The sequence below is a fragment of the Pseudomonas sp. TE12234 genome (assembly GCF_054061835.1).
The window spans coordinates 279,755-304,700 of sequence record NZ_JBSSEP010000005.1 but is presented as its reverse complement, the minus strand read 5'-3'; the positions used below and the strand labels follow the sequence as shown (position 1 = coordinate 304,700).

The 24,946-nt window shown below is 54.8% G+C and carries 35 protein-coding genes; all 35 read left to right on the top strand.

The annotated features are described in order from the left end of the window. Nucleotide 1 precedes the first annotated feature (1 nt). Nucleotides 2-4,201: a DNA-directed RNA polymerase subunit beta' gene (gene rpoC / locus ACVWYU_RS11330; protein WP_047534044.1), complete on the top strand. Its 4,200-nt coding sequence runs from the start codon at nt 2-4 to the stop codon at nt 4,199-4,201. Nucleotides 4,202-4,417: 216 nt separating this feature from the next. Further along, the gene (gene rpsL / locus ACVWYU_RS11325; protein ID WP_003186084.1) at nt 4,418-4,789 is read left to right on the top strand and encodes a 30S ribosomal protein S12; all 372 of its coding nucleotides are present in this window, start codon (nt 4,418-4,420) and stop codon (nt 4,787-4,789) included. Nucleotides 4,790-4,908: 119 nt separating this feature from the next. After that, nucleotides 4,909-5,379, top strand: coding sequence for a 30S ribosomal protein S7 (rpsG, locus tag ACVWYU_RS11320; protein ID WP_002555493.1), 471 nt, complete (start codon nt 4,909-4,911; stop codon nt 5,377-5,379). Between the two features lie 30 nt (nt 5,380-5,409). Further along, nucleotides 5,410-7,515 (top strand): elongation factor G, encoded by a 2,106-nt coding sequence (gene fusA, locus ACVWYU_RS11315; RefSeq protein ID WP_247254547.1) that lies wholly within the window; start codon nt 5,410-5,412, stop codon nt 7,513-7,515. A 30-nt stretch (nt 7,516-7,545) separates the two neighbouring features. Continuing rightward, complete coding sequence (tuf, locus tag ACVWYU_RS11310) at nt 7,546-8,739, top strand: elongation factor Tu (RefSeq protein WP_090325641.1); 1,194 nt, start codon at nt 7,546-7,548, stop codon at nt 8,737-8,739. 156 nt (nt 8,740-8,895) lie between these two features. Further along, nucleotides 8,896-9,207, top strand: coding sequence for a 30S ribosomal protein S10 (gene rpsJ / locus ACVWYU_RS11305; protein WP_003186070.1), 312 nt, complete (start codon nt 8,896-8,898; stop codon nt 9,205-9,207). 80 nt (nt 9,208-9,287) lie between these two features. Beyond that, entirely contained in the window at nt 9,288-9,923 is a 636-nt protein-coding gene (gene rplC, locus ACVWYU_RS11300; protein ID WP_003186059.1) for a 50S ribosomal protein L3, read from the top strand. A gap of 12 nt (nt 9,924-9,935) precedes the next feature. Then, nucleotides 9,936-10,538, top strand: a complete 603-nt coding sequence (gene rplD, locus ACVWYU_RS11295; protein ID WP_007924200.1) for a 50S ribosomal protein L4 — start codon at nt 9,936-9,938, stop codon at nt 10,536-10,538. After that, nucleotides 10,535-10,834, top strand: coding sequence for a 50S ribosomal protein L23 (gene rplW / locus ACVWYU_RS11290; protein ID WP_002555488.1), 300 nt, complete (start codon nt 10,535-10,537; stop codon nt 10,832-10,834). The genes rplD and rplW overlap by 4 nt, the downstream gene beginning before the upstream one ends. 14 nt (nt 10,835-10,848) lie before the next feature. Beyond that, nucleotides 10,849-11,673 (top strand): 50S ribosomal protein L2, encoded by an 825-nt coding sequence (gene rplB / locus ACVWYU_RS11285; RefSeq protein WP_003186055.1) that lies wholly within the window; start codon nt 10,849-10,851, stop codon nt 11,671-11,673. Between the two features lie 16 nt (nt 11,674-11,689). Then, complete coding sequence (rpsS, locus tag ACVWYU_RS11280) at nt 11,690-11,965, top strand: 30S ribosomal protein S19 (RefSeq protein ID WP_002555486.1); 276 nt, start codon at nt 11,690-11,692, stop codon at nt 11,963-11,965. Nucleotides 11,966-11,976: 11 nt separating this feature from the next. Then, entirely contained in the window at nt 11,977-12,309 is a 333-nt protein-coding gene (gene rplV / locus ACVWYU_RS11275) for a 50S ribosomal protein L22 (RefSeq protein WP_003103908.1), read from the top strand. A gap of 13 nt (nt 12,310-12,322) precedes the next feature. Further along, nucleotides 12,323-13,009, top strand: coding sequence for a 30S ribosomal protein S3 (gene rpsC, locus ACVWYU_RS11270; protein ID WP_003176422.1), 687 nt, complete (start codon nt 12,323-12,325; stop codon nt 13,007-13,009). Between the two features lie 12 nt (nt 13,010-13,021). Then, entirely contained in the window at nt 13,022-13,435 is a 414-nt protein-coding gene (gene rplP / locus ACVWYU_RS11265; RefSeq protein WP_003228729.1) for a 50S ribosomal protein L16, read from the top strand. Continuing rightward, nucleotides 13,435-13,626: a 50S ribosomal protein L29 gene (rpmC, locus tag ACVWYU_RS11260; protein ID WP_002555481.1), complete on the top strand. Its 192-nt coding sequence runs from the start codon at nt 13,435-13,437 to the stop codon at nt 13,624-13,626. The genes rplP and rpmC overlap by 1 nt, the downstream gene beginning before the upstream one ends. A gap of 2 nt (nt 13,627-13,628) precedes the next feature. Continuing rightward, complete coding sequence (gene rpsQ / locus ACVWYU_RS11255; protein ID WP_003176419.1) at nt 13,629-13,895, top strand: 30S ribosomal protein S17; 267 nt, start codon at nt 13,629-13,631, stop codon at nt 13,893-13,895. Nucleotides 13,896-13,918: 23 nt separating this feature from the next. Next, nucleotides 13,919-14,287, top strand: a complete 369-nt coding sequence (rplN, locus tag ACVWYU_RS11250) for a 50S ribosomal protein L14 (RefSeq protein WP_002555479.1) — start codon at nt 13,919-13,921, stop codon at nt 14,285-14,287. Nucleotides 14,288-14,298: 11 nt separating this feature from the next. After that, on the top strand, nt 14,299-14,613 hold the full coding sequence (gene rplX / locus ACVWYU_RS11245; RefSeq protein WP_003186046.1) for a 50S ribosomal protein L24: 315 nt from the start codon (nt 14,299-14,301) through the stop codon (nt 14,611-14,613). 20 nt (nt 14,614-14,633) lie between these two features. Further along, nucleotides 14,634-15,173, top strand: coding sequence for a 50S ribosomal protein L5 (gene rplE, locus ACVWYU_RS11240; protein ID WP_003210069.1), 540 nt, complete (start codon nt 14,634-14,636; stop codon nt 15,171-15,173). A 13-nt stretch (nt 15,174-15,186) separates the two neighbouring features. Then, on the top strand, nt 15,187-15,492 hold the full coding sequence (rpsN, locus tag ACVWYU_RS11235) for a 30S ribosomal protein S14 (protein WP_003176414.1): 306 nt from the start codon (nt 15,187-15,189) through the stop codon (nt 15,490-15,492). Between the two features lie 209 nt (nt 15,493-15,701). Beyond that, on the top strand, nt 15,702-16,094 hold the full coding sequence (rpsH, locus tag ACVWYU_RS11230) for a 30S ribosomal protein S8 (protein ID WP_003228724.1): 393 nt from the start codon (nt 15,702-15,704) through the stop codon (nt 16,092-16,094). Nucleotides 16,095-16,106: 12 nt separating this feature from the next. Continuing rightward, the gene (gene rplF / locus ACVWYU_RS11225; protein ID WP_003176412.1) at nt 16,107-16,640 is read left to right on the top strand and encodes a 50S ribosomal protein L6; all 534 of its coding nucleotides are present in this window, start codon (nt 16,107-16,109) and stop codon (nt 16,638-16,640) included. A 10-nt stretch (nt 16,641-16,650) separates the two neighbouring features. Further along, nucleotides 16,651-17,001 (top strand): 50S ribosomal protein L18, encoded by a 351-nt coding sequence (gene rplR, locus ACVWYU_RS11220; RefSeq protein WP_003186037.1) that lies wholly within the window; start codon nt 16,651-16,653, stop codon nt 16,999-17,001. A 3-nt stretch (nt 17,002-17,004) separates the two neighbouring features. Further along, a complete protein-coding gene (rpsE, locus tag ACVWYU_RS11215; RefSeq protein WP_003186035.1) occupies nt 17,005-17,505 on the top strand; it encodes a 30S ribosomal protein S5 in 501 nt (166 codons plus the stop codon). Between the two features lie 2 nt (nt 17,506-17,507). Then, nucleotides 17,508-17,684, top strand: coding sequence for a 50S ribosomal protein L30 (gene rpmD, locus ACVWYU_RS11210; RefSeq protein WP_003176408.1), 177 nt, complete (start codon nt 17,508-17,510; stop codon nt 17,682-17,684). A 3-nt stretch (nt 17,685-17,687) separates the two neighbouring features. Beyond that, entirely contained in the window at nt 17,688-18,125 is a 438-nt protein-coding gene (rplO, locus tag ACVWYU_RS11205) for a 50S ribosomal protein L15 (RefSeq protein ID WP_003228720.1), read from the top strand. Further along, nucleotides 18,126-19,454, top strand: coding sequence for a preprotein translocase subunit SecY (secY, locus tag ACVWYU_RS11200; protein ID WP_003228718.1), 1,329 nt, complete (start codon nt 18,126-18,128; stop codon nt 19,452-19,454). It begins immediately after the preceding gene. A 27-nt stretch (nt 19,455-19,481) separates the two neighbouring features. Beyond that, nucleotides 19,482-19,598: a 50S ribosomal protein L36 gene (rpmJ, locus tag ACVWYU_RS11195; protein ID WP_002555468.1), complete on the top strand. Its 117-nt coding sequence runs from the start codon at nt 19,482-19,484 to the stop codon at nt 19,596-19,598. A gap of 130 nt (nt 19,599-19,728) precedes the next feature. Next, a complete protein-coding gene (gene rpsM, locus ACVWYU_RS11190) occupies nt 19,729-20,085 on the top strand; it encodes a 30S ribosomal protein S13 (protein ID WP_008374135.1) in 357 nt (118 codons plus the stop codon). Nucleotides 20,086-20,115: 30 nt separating this feature from the next. Beyond that, nucleotides 20,116-20,505, top strand: coding sequence for a 30S ribosomal protein S11 (gene rpsK, locus ACVWYU_RS11185; protein WP_002555466.1), 390 nt, complete (start codon nt 20,116-20,118; stop codon nt 20,503-20,505). A gap of 18 nt (nt 20,506-20,523) precedes the next feature. Further along, nucleotides 20,524-21,144 carry a 30S ribosomal protein S4 gene (gene rpsD, locus ACVWYU_RS11180; RefSeq protein WP_003176404.1) on the top strand — a complete coding sequence of 207 codons (621 nt, stop codon included), beginning with the start codon at nt 20,524-20,526 and terminating at the stop codon, nt 21,142-21,144. Between the two features lie 22 nt (nt 21,145-21,166). Continuing rightward, on the top strand, nt 21,167-22,168 hold the full coding sequence (locus ACVWYU_RS11175) for a DNA-directed RNA polymerase subunit alpha (RefSeq protein WP_007924176.1): 1,002 nt from the start codon (nt 21,167-21,169) through the stop codon (nt 22,166-22,168). A 42-nt stretch (nt 22,169-22,210) separates the two neighbouring features. Continuing rightward, the gene (gene rplQ, locus ACVWYU_RS11170) at nt 22,211-22,597 is read left to right on the top strand and encodes a 50S ribosomal protein L17 (protein WP_007924175.1); all 387 of its coding nucleotides are present in this window, start codon (nt 22,211-22,213) and stop codon (nt 22,595-22,597) included. 234 nt (nt 22,598-22,831) lie between these two features. Beyond that, nucleotides 22,832-24,286, top strand: a complete 1,455-nt coding sequence (locus ACVWYU_RS11165) for a catalase (protein WP_457372708.1) — start codon at nt 22,832-22,834, stop codon at nt 24,284-24,286. A gap of 148 nt (nt 24,287-24,434) precedes the next feature. After that, on the top strand, nt 24,435-24,899 hold the full coding sequence (gene bfr, locus ACVWYU_RS11160) for a bacterioferritin (RefSeq protein WP_247254549.1): 465 nt from the start codon (nt 24,435-24,437) through the stop codon (nt 24,897-24,899). Nucleotides 24,900-24,946: the final 47 nt, after the last annotated feature.

Here is a 24,946-nt window from a genome sequence, read left to right as displayed (position 1 = left end):
CTTGAAAGACCTACTGAATTTGCTGAAAAACCAGGGTCAAGTCGAAGAGTTCGACGCCATCCGTATCGGATTGGCATCGCCTGAGATGATCCGTTCGTGGTCGTTCGGTGAAGTTAAAAAGCCGGAAACCATCAACTACCGTACGTTCAAACCTGAGCGTGACGGTCTGTTCTGCGCCAAAATCTTTGGCCCGGTAAAGGATTACGAGTGCCTGTGCGGTAAGTACAAGCGCTTGAAGCACCGCGGTGTGATCTGCGAGAAGTGCGGCGTTGAAGTAGCGCTGGCAAAAGTTCGTCGTGAGCGCATGGCGCACATCGAACTGGCTTCGCCGGTTGCCCACATCTGGTTCCTGAAGTCGCTGCCGTCTCGTATCGGCTTGCTGATGGACATGACCCTGCGTGATATCGAGCGCGTTCTCTACTTCGAGAGCTATGTCGTTATCGATCCAGGCATGACCACCCTTGAAAAAGGTCAACTGCTCAACGACGAGCAGTATTTCGAAGCGCTGGAAGAGTTCGGCGACGATTTCGATGCCCGTATGGGTGCCGAAGCTGTCCGCGAACTGCTGCACGCTATCGACCTGGAGCACGAGATTGGTCGCCTGCGTGAAGAAATTCCGCAAACCAACTCCGAAACCAAGATCAAGAAGCTGTCCAAGCGTCTGAAGTTGATGGAAGCCTTCCAGGGTTCTGGCAACCTGCCAGAGTGGATGGTGCTGACCGTTCTGCCGGTTCTGCCGCCAGATCTGCGTCCACTGGTCCCGCTGGATGGCGGTCGTTTCGCGACTTCCGACCTCAACGATCTGTATCGTCGTGTGATCAACCGTAACAACCGTTTGAAGCGCCTGCTGGATCTGTCCGCTCCGGACATCATCGTGCGCAACGAAAAGCGTATGTTGCAGGAAGCCGTCGATGCATTGCTCGACAACGGTCGTCGTGGCCGCGCTATCACTGGTTCCAACAAACGTCCTCTGAAATCCCTGGCTGACATGATCAAGGGTAAGCAAGGTCGTTTCCGTCAGAACTTGCTCGGTAAGCGTGTTGACTACTCGGGTCGTTCGGTAATTACCGTAGGCCCGACCCTGCGTCTGCACCAGTGCGGTCTGCCGAAGAAAATGGCTCTCGAGCTGTTCAAACCGTTCATTTTCGGCAAGCTGGAAATGCGTGGTCTCGCGACCACCATCAAAGCCGCCAAGAAGATGGTCGAGCGCGAGCTGCCAGAAGTTTGGGACGTTCTCGCTGAAGTGATTCGCGAACACCCAGTGCTTCTCAACCGTGCACCGACCCTTCACCGTCTGGGTATCCAGGCGTTTGAACCGGTACTGATCGAAGGTAAGGCTATCCAGCTCCACCCTCTGGTCTGCGCCGCGTACAACGCCGACTTCGACGGCGACCAAATGGCCGTGCACGTACCGCTGACACTGGAAGCCCAGTTGGAAGCGCGTGCGTTGATGATGTCGACCAACAACATTCTGTCGCCAGCCAACGGTGAGCCAATCATCGTTCCGTCGCAGGACGTTGTATTGGGTCTGTACTACATGACTCGTGAAGCGATCAACGCCAAGGGCGAAGGTCGTGTATTCGCGGACCTGCAGGAAGTTGACCGTGTGTTCCGTGCCGGCGAAGCCGCTCTGCACGCCAAGGTCAAAGTGCGGATCAACGAAACCGTCAACGACCGTGATGGCGGCAGCGTGACCAACACCCGTATCGTCGACACCACTGTCGGCCGTGCGCTGTTGTTCCAGGTTGTGCCAAAAGGTCTGTCGTACGACGTCGTCAACCTGCCGATGAAGAAGAAGGCGATCTCCAAGCTGATCAACCAGTGCTACCGCGTGGTTGGTCTGAAAGAGACCGTGATTTTCGCTGACCAGTTGATGTACACCGGTTTCGCCTATTCGACCATTTCCGGCGTTTCCATCGGTGTTAACGACTTCGTTATCCCAGATGAAAAAGCCCGCATCATCGGTGCAGCCACCGACGAAGTGAAAGAGATCGAAAGTCAGTACGCCTCCGGCCTGGTAACCCAGGGCGAGAAGTACAACAAAGTGATCGACCTCTGGTCCAAGGCGAACGACGAAGTTTCCAAGGCGATGATGGCCAACCTCTCGAAAGAGAAGGTCATCGACCGTCATGGCGTCGAAGTCGACCAGGAATCCTTCAACTCGATGTACATGATGGCCGACTCGGGCGCACGGGGTTCTGCCGCGCAGATCCGTCAGCTCGCCGGTATGCGTGGCCTGATGGCCAAGCCGGACGGCTCCATCATCGAAACGCCGATTACTGCGAACTTCCGTGAAGGTTTGAGCGTACTCCAGTACTTCATCTCCACTCACGGTGCTCGTAAGGGTCTTGCGGATACCGCGTTGAAAACAGCTAACTCCGGTTACCTGACTCGTCGTCTGGTAGACGTAGCGCAAGATCTGGTTGTAACCGAGATCGATTGCGGCACCGAACACGGCCTGGTAATGACTCCGCACATTGAAGGCGGTGACGTTGTAGAGCCATTGGGTGAGCGCGTATTGGGTCGTGTTATCGCCCGTGACGTATTCAAGCCAGGTACCGAGGACGTCATCGTTCCTGCCGGCACCCTGGTAGACGAGAAGTGGGTCGAGTTCATCGAACTCAACAGCATCGACGAAGTGATCGTTCGCTCGCCGATTAGCTGTGAAACCCGCTATGGCATTTGCGCCAAGTGCTACGGCCGCGATCTGGCTCGTGGTCACCAGGTGAACATCGGTGAAGCAGTCGGCGTTATCGCTGCCCAGTCCATCGGTGAGCCGGGTACCCAGCTGACGATGCGTACGTTCCACATCGGTGGTGCGGCAAGCCGGACCTCCGCAGCCGACAGCGTTCAGGTGAAGAATGGCGGTACCGTCCGTCTGCACAACCTGAAACACGTTGAACGAGTGGATGGCCACCTGGTTGCCGTGTCCCGTTCTGGCGAACTGGCTATCGCTGATGACTTCGGTCGTGAGCGCGAGCGTTACAAGCTGCCGTACGGTGCCGTGATTTCGGTTAAAGAAGGTGACAAGGTCGACGCTGGCGCAATCGTGGCCAAGTGGGACCCGCACACTCACCCGATCGTTACCGAAATGAAAGGTACTGTGACCTACGTGGGCATGGAAGAAGGCATCACGATCAAGCGTCAGACTGACGAATTGACCGGTATGACCAACATTGAGGTGCTCGACGCCAAAGATCGTCCAGCTGCCGGTAAAGACATCCGTCCTGCCGTGAAGATGGTCGACGACAACGGCAAGGATCTGTTGCTGCCAGGCACTGACGTTATCGCTCAGTACTTCCTGCCAGCCAACGCCCTGGTCGGTGTAGCGGACGGTGCGAAGATTGCGATCGGTGATGTTATCGCCCGTATCCCGCAAGAAACTTCGAAGACCCGTGACATCACCGGTGGTCTGCCGCGTGTTGCCGACTTGTTCGAAGCTCGTCGTCCGAAAGAGGCGTCGATTCTGGCTGAAGTCAGCGGCACCATCGCGTTCGGTAAAGAGACCAAAGGCAAGCGCCGTCTGGTTATTACTCCGAACGACGGTAGCGATCCGTATGAAGAGCTGATTCCGAAGTGGCGTCACCTGAACGTGTTCGAAGGCGAACAGGTAAACCGCGGCGAAGTTATCTCCGACGGCCCAAGCGATCCACACGACATCCTGCGTCTGCTGGGTGTGAGTGCGCTGGCCAAGTACATCGTCAACGAGATCCAGGACGTTTACCGTCTGCAAGGCGTGAAAATCAACGACAAGCACATCGAGACCATCCTGCGTCAGATGCTGCGTAAAGTTGAGATCGCTGAATCCGGCGATTCCAGTTTCATCAAGGGCGACCAGATGGAACTGACTCACGTACTGGTAGAGAACGAGCGTCTGAGCGCGGAAGACAAGTTTGTCTCCAAGTTCACTCGCGTTCTGCTGGGTATCACCAAGGCGTCGTTGTCCACCGAATCGTTCATCTCGGCGGCTTCCTTCCAGGAAACCACTCGCGTACTGACCGAAGCGGCGGTAACCGGCAAGCGCGATTACCTGCGCGGCCTGAAAGAAAACGTGGTCGTGGGTCGTCTGATCCCGGCTGGTACCGGTCTGGCTTATCACAGCGAGCGTAAGCGTCGCCGTGATGCAGACAAGCCGTTGCGCGTAAGCGCCAGTGAAGTGGAAGCTGCACTGACCGAAGCGCTGAACTCGAGCGGTAACTGAGTTCTGCGGTAAATGAGCGTAAGGCCCTGGTCGCTCCGTTCATCGAATCGAGACAAATTGTCGAGGTTGGATGAGTGGGGAGGTCGGGGCCTTGCCTTGACTGGGGACAAGATCCTCTTTAGACTCTTGTACCCCTAAATTTGGCGGGAACTCGTTCCTGCCATTTTGCTTTTCTTGCAAGACAATAGCGTCGCAAGACAACAGTGGAGCTAGTAGATGGCAACTATCAACCAGCTGGTACGTCAGCCGCGTAAGCGTATCGTCGAGAAATCCGACGTGCCTGCGCTGCAGAACTGCCCGCAACGTCGTGGCGTGTGCACCCGTGTGTACACCACTACGCCGAAAAAACCTAACTCGGCACTGCGTAAAGTATGCCGTGTGCGTCTGACCAACGGTTTCGAGGTTTCCTCGTACATCGGCGGTGAAGGCCACAACCTGCAAGAGCACAGCGTGGTACTGATCCGCGGCGGTCGTGTAAAAGACTTGCCAGGTGTTCGTTACCACACCGTACGCGGTTCTTTGGATACTTCCGGCGTTAAAGGTCGTAACCAGGGTCGTTCGAAGTACGGTACCAAGCGTCCGAAGTAATAGTCGCTTGCTGCAAAAAACTGATTTCTATTTTTCTGAGTCGATAAGAGTAAGGTCGGAGGCGTCCCGTCAAGGGCACCGATTCCGAGCGAACCTGAAGACCGTTTGAGGGCTTATCCATGCCAAGAAGACGCGTAGCAGCCAAGCGCGAAGTGCTTGACGATCCAAAATACGGAAGCCAAATCCTGGCCAAGTTCATGAACCACGTGATGGAAAGCGGTAAGAAAGCCGTTGCCGAGCGTATCGTTTATGGCGCGCTGGAAAAGGTTAAAGAACGCAAGAACAGCGACCCCCTGGAAATCTTCGAGAAAGCTCTCGACGCCATCGCTCCGCTGGTCGAAGTAAAGTCGCGCCGTGTAGGCGGTGCTACTTACCAGGTTCCGGTTGAAGTTCGTCCGTCCCGTCGTAACGCTCTGGCAATGCGCTGGTTGGTAGACTTCGCCCGTAAGCGCGGCGAGAAGTCTATGGCTCTGCGTTTGGCTGGCGAACTGCTGGACGCTGCCGAAGGTAAAGGTGCTGCAGTTAAGAAGCGTGAAGACGTGCACCGTATGGCTGAAGCTAACAAAGCTTTCTCGCACTACCGCTTCTAATTTTAGCGTCACTAATTTTGCGAGGGCTTTATGGCTCGTACTACACCGATTAATCGCTACCGTAACATTGGTATCGTTGCTCACGTGGATGCTGGTAAAACCACCACCACCGAGCGCGTCCTTTTTTACACTGGCAAAAGTCACAAGATGGGCGAGGTGCATGACGGCGCCGCGACCACAGACTGGATGGTGCAGGAGCAGGAGCGTGGTATTACCATTACTTCTGCTGCTATTACCGCCTTCTGGCAGGGTTCTGCTAAGCAGCACAAAGACCAATACCGCTTCAACGTCATTGACACCCCGGGTCACGTAGACTTCACCATTGAAGTTGAACGTTCCCTGCGTGTACTCGACGGCGCGGTCGTTGTGTTCTGTGGTACTTCCGGCGTTGAGCCTCAGTCCGAAACCGTATGGCGTCAAGCCAACAAGTACGGTGTTCCACGTATTGTTTACGTGAATAAGATGGACCGTGCCGGTGCGAACTTCCTGCGCGTGATCGCTCAGATCAAGCAGCGTCTGGGTCACACTCCGGTGCCGATCCAGTTGGCTATCGGTTCCGAGGACAACTTCCAGGGTCAGATTGATCTGATGACCATGGAAGCGGTTTACTGGAACGATGCTGACAAGGGCATGACTCCACGTCGCGAGCCTATCCCTTCTGAGCTGCAGGAGCTGGCTGAAGAGTGGCGCAGCAACATGGTTGAGGCTGCGGCCGAAGCTAGCGAAGAGCTGATGAACAAGTACCTCGAAGGCGAAGAACTCTCCATCGAGGAAATCAAGGCCGCTCTGCGTCAGCGTACCATCGCTGGTGAGATCGTTCTGGCTGTTTGCGGTTCTTCCTTCAAGAACAAGGGTGTTCCCCTGGTTCTCGACGCCGTTATTGACTACCTGCCTGCTCCAACTGACATTCCTGCCATCAAGGGTACTGACCCGGATGACGAGGAAAAGCAGATGGAGCGTCACGCAGACGACAATGAGCCGTTCTCGGCTCTGGCGTTCAAGATCGCTACCGACCCATTCGTGGGTACCTTGACCTTTGTCCGTGTTTACTCGGGCGTGTTGGCCTCCGGCGACGGCGTGATCAACTCGGTTAAAGGCAAGAAAGAGCGTGTGGGTCGTATGGTGCAAATGCATGCAAACGCCCGCGAAGAAATCAAGGAAGTGCGCGCTGGTGACATCGCGGCCTTGATCGGCATGAAGGACGTCACCACTGGTGAAACTTTGTGCAACGCTGACAAGCCAATCATCCTGGTTCGTATGGACTTCCCGGAGCCGGTTATTTCGGTTGCCGTTGAGCCCAAGACCAAGGATGACCAGGAAAAAATGGGTATCGCTCTGGGCAAACTTGCTCAGGAAGACCCGTCTTTCCGCGTCAAAACTGATGAAGAGACTGGTCAAACGATCATCTCCGGCATGGGCGAGTTGCACCTGGACATCCTGGTTGACCGGATGCGCCGTGAGTTCAACGTCGAAGCCAACATCGGTAAGCCTCAGGTTTCCTATCGTGAGCGCATCACGAAGAGTTGCGAAATCGAAGGCAAGTTCGTTCGTCAGTCCGGCGGTCGTGGCCAGTTCGGTCATTGCTGGATCCGTTTTGCACCTGCTGACGAAGGTCAGGAAGGTCTGCAATTCCTGAACGAAGTAGTGGGTGGTGTGGTTCCTAAGGAATACATCCCGGCTATCCAGAAGGGCATCGAAGAGCAGATGAAGAACGGTGTTGTTGCCGGCTATCCGCTGATCGGCCTGAAGGCTACCGTGTTTGATGGTTCTTACCACGACGTCGACTCGAACGAGATGGCGTTTAAGGTGGCTGCTTCCATGGCGACCAAGCAACTGGCCCAGAAGGGCGGTGGTGAGTTGCTTGAGCCGATCATGGCGGTAGAGGTTGTTACGCCTGAAGACTATATGGGTGACGTGATGGGCGACCTTAACCGTCGTCGCGGCATGATTCTGGGTATGGAAGATACGGTTTCCGGTAAGGTTATCCGTGCTGAAGTTCCGTTGGGCGAGATGTTCGGTTATGCGACCGATGTTCGTTCGATGTCCCAGGGTCGCGCAAGCTACTCTATGGAATTCAAAAAATACAATACGGCTCCGTCGCACATCGTCGAAACCGTTACCAAAAAACAAGGCTGATTCAGTCCTTTAGGCAAGGAGTTAATTGTCGTGGCTAAAGAAAAATTTGATCGTTCCCTACCGCACGTCAACGTTGGCACTATCGGTCACGTTGACCACGGTAAAACCACTCTGACCGCTGCTCTGACTCGCGTCTGCTCCGAAGTTTTCGGTTCGGCTCGTGTTGACTTCGACAAGATCGACAGCGCACCAGAAGAGAAAGCTCGTGGTATCACCATCAACACCGCACACGTTGAGTACAACTCGAACATTCGTCACTACGCTCACGTTGACTGCCCAGGTCACGCTGACTACGTGAAGAACATGATCACTGGTGCTGCCCAGATGGACGGCGCGATCCTGGTTTGCTCGGCCGCTGATGGTCCGATGCCACAAACTCGTGAGCACATCCTGCTGTCCCGTCAGGTAGGCGTTCCGTACATCGTGGTTTTCCTGAACAAGGCTGACCTGGTAGACGACGCTGAGCTGCTGGAACTGGTTGAGATGGAAGTGCGCGATCTGCTGAGCACTTACGACTTCCCAGGCGATGACACTCCAATCATCATCGGCTCTGCCCGTATGGCGCTGGAAGGTCTGGACGACAACGAAATGGGCACCACTGCCGTTCGTAAGCTGGTTGAGACTCTGGACAGCTACATCCCAGAGCCAGAGCGTGCTATCGACAAGCCATTCCTGATGCCAATCGAAGACGTATTCTCGATCTCCGGTCGTGGTACTGTTGTGACTGGTCGTATCGAGCGCGGTATCGTTCGCGTTCAAGATGCTCTGGAAATCGTTGGTCTGCGTGACACCACCACCACCACCTGCACCGGTGTTGAGATGTTCCGCAAGCTGCTCGACGAAGGTCGTGCTGGCGAGAACTGCGGCGTTCTGCTGCGTGGTACCAAGCGTGACGACGTTGAGCGTGGCCAGGTTCTGGTTAAGCCAGGTTCGGTTAAGCCGCACACCAAGTTCACTGCAGAAGTTTACGTTCTGAGCAAGGAAGAAGGCGGTCGTCACACTCCGTTCTTCAAAGGCTACCGTCCACAGTTCTACTTCCGTACTACTGACGTGACTGGTAACTGCGAGCTGCCAGAAGGCGTTGAAATGGTAATGCCAGGCGATAACATTCAAATGACTGTTACCCTGATCAAAACCATCGCAATGGAAGACGGTCTGCGCTTCGCTATCCGTGAAGGCGGCCGTACCGTTGGTGCTGGCGTTGTAGCTAAAATCATCGAGTAAGCTCTTTTCGAGTCAGCTTTGATGCTTTGAAAAAGCCCCCGCTCAGCGGGGGCTTTTTTATTGGGTTGACACCTATCGGGGGCGTCTATAGAATTGCGCCTCCTTTTAACGGGCGTATTGCGCCCGGTGGGAATAGCAGCCGGAGTCTGAAATCCAATGCAAAATCAGCAAATCCGTATCAGGTTGAAGGCTTTCGACCATCGCCTGATCGACCAATCCACCCAGGAAATCGTGGAAACCGCGAAACGTACTGGTGCTCAAGTGCGTGGTCCAATTCCACTGCCTACCCGTAAAGAGCGGTTCACCGTTCTGGTCTCCCCGCACGTCAACAAAGACGCGCGTGACCAGTATGAGATCCGTACTCATAAGCGCGTTCTGGACATCGTCCAGCCAACGGATAAAACCGTTGATGCACTTATGAAGCTTGATCTTGCGGCCGGTGTGGAAGTGCAGATCAGCCTCGGCTAAGACTCGGTCTTAGTCGTGTAACGCTCTGAAATGGGCGGCCATAGCGGGTGAAAGCCCCGTACACTCATGAGGTTTACAACATGACTATTGGTGTAGTCGGTCGTAAATGCGGTATGACCCGTATTTTCACCGAAGAAGGTGTCTCCATTCCGGTCACGGTCATTGAGATCGAGCCGAATCGCGTCACCCAGTTCAAAACTGAAGAGACCGATGGCTATCGTGCAGTGCAAGTCACTGTCGGCGAGCGTCGCGCTTCGCGTGTAACAGCAGCTCAGGCTGGCCACTTCGCTAAGGCGAACGTAGCCGCTGGTCGTACCGTAATGGAATTCCGCCTTGAAGAAGGCGAGTACCAGGCCGGCGATCTGATCAACGCTGAAATCTTTGCCGCTGGTCAACTGGTTGATGTAACCGGTCAGTCCAAGGGTAAGGGCTTCCAGGGTACGATCAAGCGTTGGAACTTCCGCGGGCAAGATAACACCCACGGTAACTCCGTATCCCACCGCGTTCCAGGCTCTATCGGCCAGTGCCAGACTCCTGGTCGTGTATTCAAGGGCAAAAAAATGTCCGGTCATATGGGCGCTGAGCGCGTGACCGTGCAGTCCCTCGAAGTAGTGCGCGTGGACGCTGAACGCAATCTGTTGTTGGTCAAGGGCGCTGTTCCTGGCGCTACTGGCGGCAACTTGGTTGTACGTCCAGCAGCCAAGGCTCGCGGTTAAGGGGAAGCTGACATGCAATTAAATGTAAATGACGCTCAAGCGATCGAAGTTTCCGAACTGACATTTGGCGGCGAATTCAACGAGACGCTGGTTCACCAAGCAGTCGTGGCCTACATGGCTGGCGGCCGTCAAGGTAGCAAGCAGCAAAAGACCCGTTCCGACGTTTCTGGTGGCGGTAAGCGCCCATGGCGTCAGAAAGGTACTGGCCGTGCTCGTGCCGGTACTATCCGTAGCCCAATCTGGCGTGGCGGCGGTACCACTTTCGCAGCTCGTCCTCAGGATCACTCCCAGAAGCTGAACAAGAAGATGTATCGCGCAGCAATGCGTTCCATTCTTGCTGAGCTGGTGCGTACTGATCGTCTGGTCGTGGTTCAGGATTTCGCTGTTGAAACGCCGAAAACCAAAGACCTGCTGGGCAAGCTGAACAACATGAGCCTGACCGATGTATTGATCGTGTCGGACGCTGTTGATCAGAACCTGTACCTGGCTGCTCGTAACCTGCCACACGTAGATGTACGTGATGTGCAAGGTTCCGATCCAGTTAGTCTGATCGCATACGACAAGGTGTTGATCACCGTGTCGGCCGTGAAGAAATTCGAGGAGCTGCTGGGATGAACCAGGAACGCGTATTTAAAGTTCTGCTTGGCCCGCACGTTTCCGAGAAGGCTACGGTTCTGGCAGACAAGAAAGGCCAGTTCGTTTTCAAGGTTGCTACTGATGCAACCAAGCTGGAAATCAAGAAGGCCGTCGAAAGCCTGTTCAGCGTGAAAGTAGAGCGCGTCACTACCCTGAACGTTCTGGGTAAGAGCAAGCGCACTGCTCGCGGTCTGGGCAAGCGTAATGACTGGAAGAAGGCAGTTATCTCCCTTCAGCCAGGCCAAGATCTCGATTTCAGCAGCAGTGCTGAGTAAGGAAGGGGTGCATCATGGCAATCGTTAAATGCAAACCGACTTCCCCTGGCCGCCGTTTTGTGGTCAAGGTGGTCAACCAGGAGCTGCATAAAGGCGCTCCTCACGCACCGCTGCTCGAGAAGAAATCGAAGTCTGGTGGTCGTAACAACAATGGCCGTATTACCACTCGTCACATCGGTGGTGGTCATAAGCAGCATTATCGTCTGGTCGATTTCCGTCGCAACGACAAAGATGGCATCGCTGCCACTGTCGAGCGTATCGAATACGATCCAAACCGTACTGCTCACATCGCTCTGCTGCTGTACGCAGATGGCGAGCGTCGCTACATCATCGCCCCTAAAGGCGTGAGCGCTGGCGACCAGCTGATCGCAGGTGCTCTGGCACCGATCAAGCCGGGCAACGCTCTGCAACTGCGTAACATTCCAGTTGGTAGCACCGTACACGGCATCGAATTGAAGCCAGGTAAAGGCGCACAGATCGCTCGTTCCGCTGGTGCTTCGGCTCAGCTGATCGCTCGTGAAGGTGTCTACGTGACCCTGCGTCTGCGTTCTGGTGAGATGCGTAAAGTGCTGGCTGAATGCCGCGCGACCCTGGGCGAAGTCTCGAACTCCGAGCACAGCCTGCGTTCGCTGGGTAAAGCTGGTGCCAAACGCTGGCGTGGCGTTCGCCCAACCGTTCGTGGTGTTGCCATGAACCCGGTTGACCACCCACATGGTGGTGGTGAAGGTCGTACCTCTGGTGGTCGTCATCCGGTATCGCCATGGGGCTTCCCGACTAAGGGCGCGAAGACTCGTGGTAATAAGCGTACCGACAAAATGATCGTCCGTCGTCGCAAGTAAATAGAGGGATACGACAGTGCCACGTTCTCTGAAAAAAGGTCCTTTTATCGATCTTCACCTACTGAAGAAGATCGAAGTGGCGGCGGAAAAGAACGATCGCAAACCAGTTAAAACCTGGTCGCGTCGCTCGATGATCCTGCCACAAATGGTCGGTCTGACCATCGCAGTACACAACGGTCGTCAACACGTCCCAGTTCTCGTTAACGAAGACATGGTCGGCCACAAACTGGGCGAGTTCGCCGGTACCCGCACTTATCGCGGGCACGTGGCAGACAAGAAAGCCAAGCGTTAAGGGGTTAGGAAATGGAAGTAGCCGCTAAGTTGTCGGGCGCTCGAATCTCCGCCCAGAAAGCCCGCTTGGTCGCCGACCAGATCCGCGGGAAGAAGGTGGGCGAAGCGCTCAACCTGTTGGCTTTCAGCAGTAAGAAAGCCGCCGAGATCATGAAGAAAGTGCTGGAGTCGGCCGTAGCCAACGCCGAGCATAACGAAGGCGCAGACGTTGATGACCTGAAAGTCAGCACCGTTTTCGTTAACGAAGGGCGTTCGCTGAAGCGCATCATGCCGCGTGCCAAAGGCCGTGCTGATCGCATCGTCAAGCGGTCTTGCCATATCACTGTCAAGGTTGCTGACAAGTAACGGAGTCGAAGAGATGGGTCAGAAAGTACATCCCATTGGCATTCGCCTGGGAATCGTCAAGGAGCACACCTCCGTCTGGTACGCAGACGGTCGGACTTATGCGGACTACTTGTTCGCTGATCTGAAGGTGCGTGAGTATCTCCAAGACAAACTAAAAAGCGCGTCCGTAAGCCGTATCGATATCCATCGTCCGGCCCAAACTGCACGTATCACCATCCACACCGCTCGTCCAGGTATCGTTATCGGGAAGAAAGGTGAAGATGTTGAGAAACTGCGCCAGGACCTGACCAAGCAAATGGGTGTGCCTGTGCACATCAATATCGAAGAGATCCGCAAGCCGGAACTCGACGGTATGCTGGTTGCGCAGAGCGTAGCTCAGCAGCTGGAGCGTCGCGTTATGTTCCGTCGCGCCATGAAGCGCGCTGTACAGAACGCAATGCGCATTGGTGCCAAAGGCATCAAAATCCAAGTGAGCGGTCGTCTCGGCGGTGCTGAAATCGCACGTACTGAATGGTATCGCGAAGGTCGTGTGCCACTGCACACCCTGCGTGCCGACATCGACTATGCCAACTACGAAGCTCACACCACCTACGGTGTGATCGGTGTAAAGGTTTGGATCTTCAAAGGCGAAGTAATTGGTGGTCGCCAAGAAGAACTGAAACCACAAGCACCAGCGCCTCGTAAAAAAGCTGCTAAGTAAGGGGTACGCCAAATGTTGCAACCAAAGCGTACGAAGTTCCGCAAGCAAATGACTGGTCACAACCGTGGCCTGGCATTGCGCGGTAGCAAAGTCAGCTTCGGCGAGTTCGCGCTGAAGTCTGTTGCTCGTGGTCGTCTCACCGCTCGTCAGATCGAGTCAGCGCGTCGTGCTCTGACCCGTCACGTAAAACGTGGTGGCAAGATCTGGATCCGTGTATTCCCGGACAAGCCTATTTCCAAGAAGCCACTCGAAGTTCGGATGGGTAAAGGTAAGGGTAACGTCGAATACTGGGTTGCCCAGATTCAGCCAGGCAAAGTCCTGTATGAAATCGAGGGTGTTTCTGAAGAGCTGGCGCGTGAGGCTTTCGCCCTGGCTGCTGCAAAGCTGCCGCTCGCCACCTCCTTTGTTAAACGGACGGTGATGTGATGAAAGCGAATGAACTTCGTGAAAAATCCGCACAGCAGCTGAACGAGCAACTGCTCGGCTTGCTGCGCGACCAGTTCAATCTGCGTATGCAGAAAGCAACTGGCCAGTTGGGGCAGTCTCATCTGCTCTCGCAAGTTAAGCGTGACATCGCTCGCGTGAAGACTGTGCTCAACCAGCAGGCAGGTAAGTAATCATGGCTGAAGCCGAAAAAACTGTCCGTACGCTGACTGGCCGTGTTGTCAGCGACAAGATGGACAAAACCATCACCGTTCTGATTGAGCGTCGCGTTAAGCACCCGATCTACGGTAAATACGTTAAGCGTTCGACTAAGCTGCACGCGCACGACGAAACCAATCAGTGCCACATCGGCGACAAAGTCACTATTCGTGAAACTCGTCCTTTGGCCAAGACCAAGTCTTGGGCGCTGGTTGATGTTCTCGAACGCGCTGTGGAAGTCTAAGGACTAGGGGTCGGAGAAATTATATGATTCAGACTCAATCCATGCTCGATGTGGCCGATAACAGCGGCGCTCGCCGCGTTATGTGCATCAAGGTGCTGGGTGGCTCCCATCGTCGTTACGCTGGTATCGGTGACATCATCAAAGTAACCGTCAAGGAAGCAATTCCTCGCGGTAAAGTGAAAAAAGGCCAAGTGATGACTGCTGTTGTAGTCCGCACTCGTCACGGCGTACGTCGTGCTGATGGCTCCATTATCCGCTTTGATGGCAACGCTGCTGTTCTTCTGAACAACAAGCAAGAGCCAATCGGCACCCGTATCTTTGGGCCAGTGACCCGTGAACTTCGTACTGAGAAGTTCATGAAGATCGTCTCGCTCGCCCCAGAAGTGCTGTAAGGAGATCCGACATGCAAAAGATTCGTCGTGACGACGAGATCATCGTGATCGCCGGCAAAGACAAAGGTAAGCGCGGTAAGGTGCTGAAGGTTCTTGCTGACAACCGTCTGGTTGTTGGTGGTCTGAACCTGGTCAAGCGCCATACCAAGCCTAACCCGATGTCGGGCGTACAAGGCGGTATCGTCGAGAAAGAAGCGCCACTGCACGCTTCCAACGTCGCCATCTTCAACGGCGAAACCAACAAGGCTGACCGCGTTGGTTTCAAAGTAGAAGACGGTAAGAAAATTCGTGTCTTCAAGTCGACCCAAAAAGCGGTTGATGCTTGAACACTGCTAGGTAGAAGACCATGGCACGACTAAAAGAGATTTACCGGAAGGAAATCGCTCCGAAACTTAAGGAAGAACTTAAGCTTTCGAACGTGATGGAAGTTCCGCGCGTTACCAAAATCACCCTGAACATGGGTCTGGGCGAAGCGATCGGCGACAAAAAAGTCATCGAGCACGCTGTTGCTGACCTGGAAAAGATCACCGGCCAGAAAGTCGTTGTGACTTACGCTCGCAAATCCATCGCTGGCTTTAAAGTCCGTGAAGGTTGGCCGATCGGTGTCAAAGTGACCCTGCGCCGTGAGCGTATGTACGAGTTCCTGGATCGTCTGCTGTCGATCTCCCTGCCACGGGTTCGCGACTTCCGCGGCCTGAATGCCAAGTCCTTCGATGGTCGTGGCAACTACAGCATGGGCGTGAAAGAGCAGATCATCTTCCCGGAAATCGACTACGACAAGATCGATGCTCTCCGCGGTCTGGACATCACCCTGACCACCACTGCCAAGAACGATGATGAAGGCCGCGCTCTGCTGCGTGCGTTCAAATTCCCGTTCCGCAACTGATTGGAGTAGGACCATGGCCAAGATGAGCATGAAAAACCGCGAGCTGAAGCGTCAGCTTACGGTTGCCAAGTACGCCAAAAAGCGTGCAGCACTGAAAGCTATCATCGTTGATCTGAACGCAAGTCCAGAAGCGCGTTGGGAAGCTACAGTAGCCCTGCAGAAGCAGCCACGTGACGCAAGCGCTTCGCGCATGCGTAACCGCTGCCGCCTGACCGGTCGTCCACACGGCGTTTACCGCAAGTTCGGCCTCGGCCGTAACAAACTGCGTGAAGCGGCAATGCGTGGTGACGTACCTGGTCTGGTTAAAGCCAGCTGGTAAGTACTGTCAAAGTCTCGGTGTTCAGGATTGCAAGATCCTGACCACTGGTGGCCTTGAATCTGGATCAAGCCCCTTTTGGGGCTTGATTCATTTCTGGGGTGTGTCTAGAATACCCGGCTCGCCTGAGCCCGTGTTTTCTATGCTCGGAGATTCTCGGCGACACGTAGTAGCCGCAAGGCTAATTTTTCTGTATTAGGAGCGTCTAGCCCATGAGTATGCAGGACCCGTTAGCGGACATGCTAACTCGAATCCGTAATGCCCAGATGGCTGAAAAGTCCGTCGTAAGCATGCCATCTTCCACGTTGAAGGTAGCTGTTGCCAAAGTCCTGAAGGACGAAGGTTACATCGCGGGTTATCAGATCAGCAGCGAAACCAAGCCACTGCTGTCTATCGAGCTGAAATACTTCGAAGGCCGTCCGGTTATCGAAGAAGTGAAGCGCGTTAGCCGTCCAGGCCTGCGTCAGTACAAGTCCGTCGAAGATCTGCCGAAAGTTCGTGGCGGTCTCGGTGTGTCTATCGTCTCCACCAACAAAGGTGTGATGACTGATCGTGCTGCGCGCGCTGCCGGTGTCGGCGGCGAAGTTCTTTGCACTGTGTTCTAAGGGGGGATAAGCATGTCTCGCGTCGCTAAGAACCCCGTTAAGCTGCCAGCCGGTGTCGAAGTAAAATTCGCAGGCCAACAGCTTTCGGTGAAGGGTGCCAAGGGCACTCTCGAACTGAACATCCATTCGTCCGTTGAGATCGTTGAAGAAGCTGGTGAGCTGCGTTTTGCTGCTCGCAATGGCGATCAACAGACTCGCGCAATGGCTGGTACCACTCGTGCGTTGGTAAACAACATGGTCCAAGGCGTAAGCCAAGGCTTCGAGCGCAAGCTCCAGCTGGTCGGTGTTGGTTACAAAGCGCAAGCAAAAGGCACAGTGCTGAACCTGGCTCTTGGCTTCTCGCATCCAGTGGATTACGAACTGCCGGAAGGCATCACCGCTGAGACTCCTAGCCAGACCGATATCCTGATCAAGGGCATCGACAAGCAGCTGGTAGGTCAAGTGGCCGCCGAGATCCGCGACTTCCGTCCACCAGAGCCGTACAAAGGCAAAGGTGTGCGCTACGCGGACGAAGTCGTCCGTCGTAAAGAAGCCAAGAAGAAGTAGGGCATAGCAAATGACCGACAAAAAAGTTACTCGACTGCGTCGCGCTCGCAAAGCACGCCTGAAAATGCACGAACTCGAAGTCGTGCGTCTCTGCGTGTTCCGCTCTTCGCAGCACATCTACGCCCAGGTCATTTCGGCCGACGGCAACAAAGTCCTGGCAAGCGCCTCGACTTTGGATAAAGAACTGCGTGATGGCGCCACTGGCAACATCGACGCGGCCACTAAGGTTGGCCAGCTGGTCGCTACGCGTGCTAAGGCCGCTGGCGTCTCGCAGGTGGCTTTCGACCGCTCTGGCTTCAAGTACCACGGCCGCGTTAAAGCGCTGGCTGATGCTGCTCGTGAAGCTGGGCTGGAGTTCTAAGTTATGTCAAATAACGACCAAAAGCGCGACGAAGGCTACATCGAGAAGCTGGTTCAAGTTAACCGCGTAGCCAAAACCGTTAAAGGCGGCCGTATCTTCACTTTCACCGCGTTGACCGTGGTTGGTGATGGTAAAGGGCGTGTTGGCTTCGGCCGTGGCAAGTCGCGTGAAGTGCCTGCTGCGATCCAGAAGGCAATGGAAGCTGCTCGCCGCAACATGATCCAGGTTGATCTGAACGGCACCACTCTGCAGTACGCAATGAAGTCCGCTCACGGCGCTTCGAAGGTGTACATGCAGCCTGCTTCTGAAGGTACCGGTATCATCGCTGGCGGCGCTATGCGTGCCGTTCTCGAAGTTGCTGGCGTTCAGAACGTTCTGGCCAAGTGCTACGGCTCGACTAACCCGGTAAACGTGGTTCACGCCACTTTCAAAGGTTTGAAAGCTATGCAGTCTCCTGAATCCATTGCCGCCAAGCGTGGCAAAAGCGTCAAGGAGATCTTCTGATCATGGCTACCGTTAAAGTTACGCTGATCAAAAGCATGACCGGCCGCATCCCTAACCACAAACTGTGCGTTAAGGGTCTGGGTCTGCGTCGCATCGGTCACACTGTAGAAGTCCAGGATACTCCCGAGAATCGCGGGATGATCAACAAGGCTTACTACATGCTGCGTGTCGAGGGTTAATCGATGAAACTCAATGATCTGAGTCCAGCGCCGGGTTCCCGTCGCGAAAAGCATCGTCCGGGCCGTGGTATCGGTAGTGGTTTGGGTAAGACTGGTGGCCGTGGTCACAAAGGTCAGACTTCCCGCTCCGGTGGCACCATTGCTCCAGGCTTTGAAGGCGGTCAACAGCCGCTGCATCGTCGCCTGCCGAAGTTCGGTTTCGTTTCCCTGAAGGCCATGGATCGCGCAGAAGTGCGTCTGTCCGAGCTGGCTAAAGTGGAAGGCGACATCGTCACCGTGCAGTCCCTGAAAGATGCCAACGTGATCAACGTCAACGTACAGCGTGTGAAAATCATGCTGTCCGGTGAAGTGACTCGCGCTGTCACTATCGGCAAGGGAATCGGCGCCACCAAAGGTGCGCGTGCGGCTATCGAAGCAGCTGGCGGCAAGTTCGAGGAATAAATGGCTAAGCAAGGTGCTCTCTCTGCGCTCGGCAAAGGCGGTATGTCTGAACTCTGGGCTCGTCTGCGTTTTCTGTTCCTGGCGATTATCGTCTACCGAATAGGCGCACACATCCCGGTTCCAGGTATCAACCCGGACCGTCTCGCGGACCTGTTTCGACAGAATGAGGGGACCATTCTTAGCTTGTTCAACATGTTTTCCGGCGGCGCGCTGGAACGGATGAGCATCTTTGCATTGGGGATCATGCCGTACATTTCGGCATCGATCATCATGCAGCTGATGACCGCCGTCAGCCCGCAGCTGGAGCAGTTGAAGAAGGAAGGTGAAGCTGGCCGTCGCAAGATCAGCCAGTACACCCGCTACGGCACTGTCGTCCTCGCTCTCGTTCAGGCCATTGGCATGTCCATTGGTCTGGCGGGGCAGGGCGTAGCGTTCACTGGTGACTTTGGCTTCCATTTCGTCGCGGTATCCACTTTTGTGGCTGGTGCGATGTTCATGATGTGGCTGGGTGAGCAGATTACTGAGCGTGGTGTTGGCAACGGTATCTCGATGTTGATTTTTTCGGGTATCGTCGCCGGTCTTCCGAGAGCGATCGGGCAGTCTTTCGAGTCTGCACGTCAGGGTGATATCAACATCTTCGCCCTGGTTGCCATCGGTTTGCTGGCAGTAGCGATTATCGGTTTCGTGGTGTTCATTGAGCGTGGTCAGCGTCGTATTGCTGTTCACTACGCCAAGCGTCAGCAGGGCCGGAAGGTCTTCGCTGCGCAGACCAGCCACTTGCCGCTGAAGGTGAACATGGCCGGTGTTATTCCGGCTATTTTCGCGAGCAGCATTTTGCTGTTCCCGGCTTCGTTGGGTGCCTGGTTCGGTCAGTCTGAAGGTATGGGCTGGTTGCAGGACATCTCGCAGTCGATCGCTCCTGGTCAGCCGTTGAATATTCTGCTGTTTAGTGCAGGGATTATTTTCTTCTGCTTCTTCTATACGGCGTTGATGTTCAATCCGAAAGACGTAGCGGAAAACCTGAAGAAGTCCGGTGCCTTTATTCCGGGCATCCGTCCAGGTGAGCAGTCTGCGCGCTACATTGATGGCGTTCTGACTCGCTTGACCATGTTCGGTGCTCTTTACATGACGGCCGTCTGCCTGTTGCCCCAGTTCCTGGTGGTTGCAGCCAACGTTCCGTTCTACCTTGGCGGGACCTCGTTGCTGATCGTGGTCGTGGTTGTGATGGACTTCATGTCCCAAGTACAATCGCACCTCGTTTCGCACCAGTACGAATCCCTGATGAAGAAAGCCAACCTGAAGGGTTACGGCAGCGGCATGTTGCGCTGAGTACCCATAAGGTTCGAGGAGTTGGTGATGAAAGTTCGTGCATCGGTGAAAAAGCTGTGCCGTAACTGCAAGATTATTCGCCGCGAAGGTGTTGTTCGAGTAATTTGCAGCGCGGAACCGCGTCACAAACAGCGCCAAGGCTGAGTGTGATTGTGCTTCAAGCCCGGCAGCTAGTGCGCTGCCGGGTTGATTATTTGTTATTACAGCGATATTATCTCGCGCCCTATTTCTTGGCTTCCGGGGCGTAGGTAGCTGTCAATTGGAGTCCCACTGAATGGCCCGTATTGCAGGCGTTAACATTCCAGATAACAAGCATACTGTTATCTCGCTGACCTACATCTATGGTGTTGGTCGCACTACTGCACAGAAAATTTGTGCAGATACTGGGGTAAACCCAGCAGCAAAGATCAAGGATCTGAGCGACGAGCAAATTGAACAGCTGCGTGGCGAAGTGGCGAAGTTCACCACTGAAGGTGACCTGCGTCGCGAAATCAACATGAAAATCAAGCGCTTGATGGACCTCGGTTGCTATCGCGGTCTGCGTCATCGTCGTGGTCTGCCAGTACGCGGTCAGCGTACCAAGACCAACGCGCGTACCCGTAAAGGTCCGCGTAAGCCGATCCGCAAGTAATCGCCCCAGCGAATCGACAGGAAATTAATCATGGCAAAACCTGCTGCTCGTCCTCGTAAAAAAGTTAAAAAGACAGTGGTTGATGGCATCGCCCACATCCATGCATCTTTTAACAACACCATCGTGACCATTACCGACCGTCAAGGTAACGCTCTTTCCTGGGCTACCTCCGGTGGTTCGGGTTTCCGCGGTTCCCGCAAGTCCACCCCGTTTGCTGCTCAAGTAGCTGCTGAACGTGCTGGTCAAGCTGCGCTGGAATACGGCCTGAAAAACCTCGACGTAAACGTCAAAGGTCCAGGTCCAGGTCGTGAATCCGCAGTCCGCGCTTTGAACGGCTGTGGCTACAAGATCGCCAGCATCACCGACGTGACGCCAATCCCGCACAACGGGTGCCGTCCGCCGAAGAAGCGCCGCGTGTAATCCAGGAGATTGTAAAGAATGGCTCGTTACATTGGTCCAAAATGCAAACTCGCTCGTCGCGAAGGCACCGATCTCTTCCTGAAGAGCGGCGTGCGCGCGATCGAATCGAAGTGCAACATTGAAGCAGCACCTGGTATCCACGGCCAACGCCGCGGTCGCCAGTCCGATTACGGCACCCAACTGCGTGAAAAGCAGAAGGTCCGTCGTATCTACGGCGTTCTCGAGCGTCAATTCAGCGGCTACTACAAAGAAGCTGCTGGCAAGAAAGGCGCAACTGGCGAAAACCTGTTGCAACTGCTCGAATGCCGTCTGGACAACGTTGTATACCGTATGGGCTTTGGTTCGACTCGTGCCGAATCCCGTCAGCTGGTATCGCACAAGTCGATCAGCGTAAACGGTCAAACCGTTAACGTTCCGTCCTACCAGGTTCGTGCTGGTGACGTGGTTGCTGTTCGCGAGAAAGCAAAAAACCAACTTCGCATTGTCCAAGCTCTCGATCTGTGTGCCCAACGTGGCCGCGTAGAATGGGTAGAAGTAGACACTGAGAAGAAGTCGGGCGTTTTCAAGAACGTTCCAGCTCGCAGTGATCTGTCCGCCGACATCAACGAAAGCCTGATTGTCGAGCTCTACTCCAAGTAAGGGCTAGAAAATAGGTGCATCCATGCAGATTTCGGTAAATGAGTTCCTGACACCCCGCCACATTGATGTGCAGGTTGTCAGTCCAACCCGCGCCAAGATCACTCTCGAGCCTCTCGAGCGTGGTTTTGGCCACACCCTGGGCAACGCGCTGCGCCGCATCCTGTTGTCCTCAATGCCCGGCTGTGCAGTAGTCGAGGCCGAGATTGACGGTGTGCTCCACGAGTACAGCGCCATCGAAGGTGTACAGGAAGACGTAATTGAAATCCTGTTGAACCTTAAAGGTCTGGCTATCAAGCTGCACGGCCGTGACGAAGTTACGCTGACCTTGTCGAAGAAGGGTTCGGGGGTGGTTACCGCTGCCGATATTCAGCTGGATCATGATGTCGAGATCGTTAACCCCGATCACGTAATCGCTAACCTGGCGTCTAACGGCGCCCTGAACATGAAGCTCGTTGTAGCTCGTGGTCGTGGTTATGAACCGGCAGACTCGCGTCAGAGCGATGAAGACGAAAGCCGCAGCATCGGTCGCTTGCAGCTTGACTCTTCGTTCAGCCCGGTTCGCCGTATCGCATACGTGGTGGAAAACGCCCGTGTCGAGCAGCGTACTAACCTGGACAAGCTGGTTATTGATCTGGAAACCAACGGTACTCTGGATCCTGAAGAGGCTATCCGCCGCGCCGCAACCATCCTGCAACAGCAGTTGGCTGCGTTCGTCGACCTCAAGGGTGACAGCGAACCAGTGGTAATCGAGCAAGAAGACGAGATCGATCCGATCCTGCTTCGCCCGGTTGACGATCTGGAACTGACTGTACGTTCGGCTAACTGCCTTAAGGCGGAAAACATTTACTACATCGGCGACCTGATTCAGCGTACCGAAGTAGAACTGTTGAAGACTCCGAACCTTGGCAAGAAATCCTTGACTGAAATCAAGGACGTTCTGGCCTCCCGCGGTCTGTCCCTCGGCATGCGCCTCGACAACTGGCCGCCTGCAAGTCTTAAGAAGGACGACAAGGCGACTGCCTGATCGTCGTAATCACCGAACGTAGTGTTTGGTAAGGAATGAACCATGCGTCATCGTAAAAGTGGTCGTCACCTCAGCCGCACCAGCTCGCACCGCAAGGCCATGTTCCAGAACATGGCGGTGTCGCTGTTCGAGCACGAGCTGATCAAAACTACTCTGCCAAAAGCCAAAGAACTGCGCCGCGTTGCTGAGCCGCTGATCACTCTGGCCAAGACAGACAGCCTGGCTAACCGCCGTCTGGCTTTCGACCGTACTCGTTCGAAAGCTATCGTTGGTAAGCTCTTCAACGACCTGGGCAAGCGTTACGCTACCCGTGAGGGTGGCTACCTGCGCATCCTCAAGTGCGGTTTCCGCGCTGGCGACAACGCGCCTATGGCGTACGTCGAGTTGGTTGATCGTGCTGTCGGCGGTGAAGCTGTATCCGCTGAGTAAGACGTCAGTCTGAAACAAGAAACCGGGCCTAGCGCCCGGTTTTTTGTGCCTGTTAGAAATGCGCTCTACGTACAAGCTTCAAACCTTCCCGGTCGGCACTATATCCGTGGGTTGGTCATTAGTTATTTTCTATCGATGTCAGCAAGTTAATGAATTTGTGGCTGTCATGATGATGATCAATACTCCCTCCAAGCCGATTCGCCGGCAGTTCAAGACTGACAAAGGAAGAGACGCATGAGCCAGAACAAAACACTTACAACCGCCAGTGGCGCTCCTGTCGCCGACAACCAGAATTCTCGCTCCGCCGGCCCTCGTGGTCCTCTGCTGCTCGACGATTTCCACCTGATCGAGAAGCTTGCACACTTCAACCGTGAAAACATTCCAGAGCGTCGTGTTCACGCCAAAGGCTCGGGTGCTTACGGCACATTTACTGTGACGCGTGACATCACTCGCTACACCAGCGCCAAGCTGTTCGAGGCAGTGGGCAAACAAACGCCAACATTTCTACGTTTTTCCACCGTAGGTGGTGAGCGAGGTTCCGCTGATACCGAGCGCGACCCTCGTGGCTTTGCGTTGAAGTTCTACACCGAGGAAGGTAATTGGGACATCGTTGGCAACAACACCCCAGTGTTTTTCATCCGCGATCCGCTGAAATTCCCGGACTTCATCCATACGCAAAAGCGTTTGCCCCAAAGCAACCTCAAAAGTGCGCAGGCGATGTGGGACTTCTGGTCGTATTCGCCCGAGGCACTGCATCAGATCACCATTCTGTTTTCGGACCGGGGCATTCCTGATGGCTATCGTCATATGCACGGCTTTGGCAGCCATACCTATAGCCTGATCAGCGCCACAGGCGAGCGTCATTGGGTGAAATGGCACTACAAGACTCTGCAAGGGATCAAGAACCTGGCACCGGCGGAAGCAGCGCGCCTTGCCGGTACTGACCCGGATTACGCCCAACGGGACCTGTTCAACGCTATCGAGCGTGGTGACTTTCCAAAATGGCGTGTGTGCATCCAGATCATGACTGAGGCTCAAGCCGCCGCGCATTATGAGAACCCATTCGATGTGACCAAAACCTGGTCGCAGAAAGAGTTCCCGTTGATTGAAGTCGGTGAGCTGGAGCTCAATCGCAATCCGCTCAATTACTTCGCGGAAGTCGAGCAGGCCACCTTTGGTCCCAGCAACATGGTGCCAGGCGTCGGTCTGTCGCCAGACCGAATGCTACAAGGCCGTGTATTCGCTTACGCGGATGCTCACCGCTATCGCGTCGGCACCAACCATCAGCAGTTGCCGGTGAATGCGCCGCGCAGCCCGGTTAACAGCTATCAGCGCGATGGTTCGATGGCGTTGGGTTCCAATGGCGGTGCGGCTCCGAACTACGAACCGAACAGTTATGTCGATTCCCCGAAGCAGGCTCCTCGTTACGCTGAGCCCGCTTTACCGTTGAACGGTTCGGCTGATCGTTACGATCATCGTGAAGATACCGATTATTACAGCCATGCCGGTGCGCTGTTTCGCTTGATGAGTGACGAGCAGCGTGCGTTATTGGTGAGCAACATCGCCGGCGCGATGGCAGGTGTATCAAGTGATGTAGTTGATCGCCAGTTGCAGCATTTCTTCAAGGCCGATCCGGCGTATGGAGAAGCAATCGCAAAGCAGCTCAACGTACAGCTTAACGTAGTCTAAATGCGAAGCAGAACCGCCCTTGATTGGGCGGTTTTTGCGTTAATTAAGCTGCTTTTCTCAGAATATCTTCGCTTTTATTGCGTAATCGAGTGACCTGCCAAGCGGGTTGGTTCAAACTACAGACTTTCAAGCAGGGAGATGTAGGGCGATGCAAGGCCACCCAGACGTTATCGATTACCTCAACACGTTGCTGACCGGCGAACTGGCCGCACGTGATCAATATTTCGTCCATTCGCGGATGTACGAGGACTGGGGATTCACCAAGCTCTACGAACGTATCAATCACGAAATGGAAGAAGAAGCCGGGCATGCCGATGCGCTGATGCGTCGGATCCTGATGTTGGAAGGCACGCCACGCATGCGTCCGGATGATCTTGATGTGGGCACCACAGTGCCTGAGATGCTTGAGGCTGATCTGCGTCTTGAGTACAAGGTCCGTGCAGCACTGTGCAAAGGCATCGAGCTGTGCGAGCAACACAGGGACTACGTCAGTCGCGAGATCTTGCGTGTTCAGCTCAATGACACCGAAGAAGATCACACCTACTGGCTGGAAAAGCAGTTGGGTCTCATCAAGTTGATCGGTCTCGAGAACTACCTGCAATCGCACACCTGATGGCGGCGTATATAAAAAAGCCCCTGTCACTGATGAAGTGACAGGGG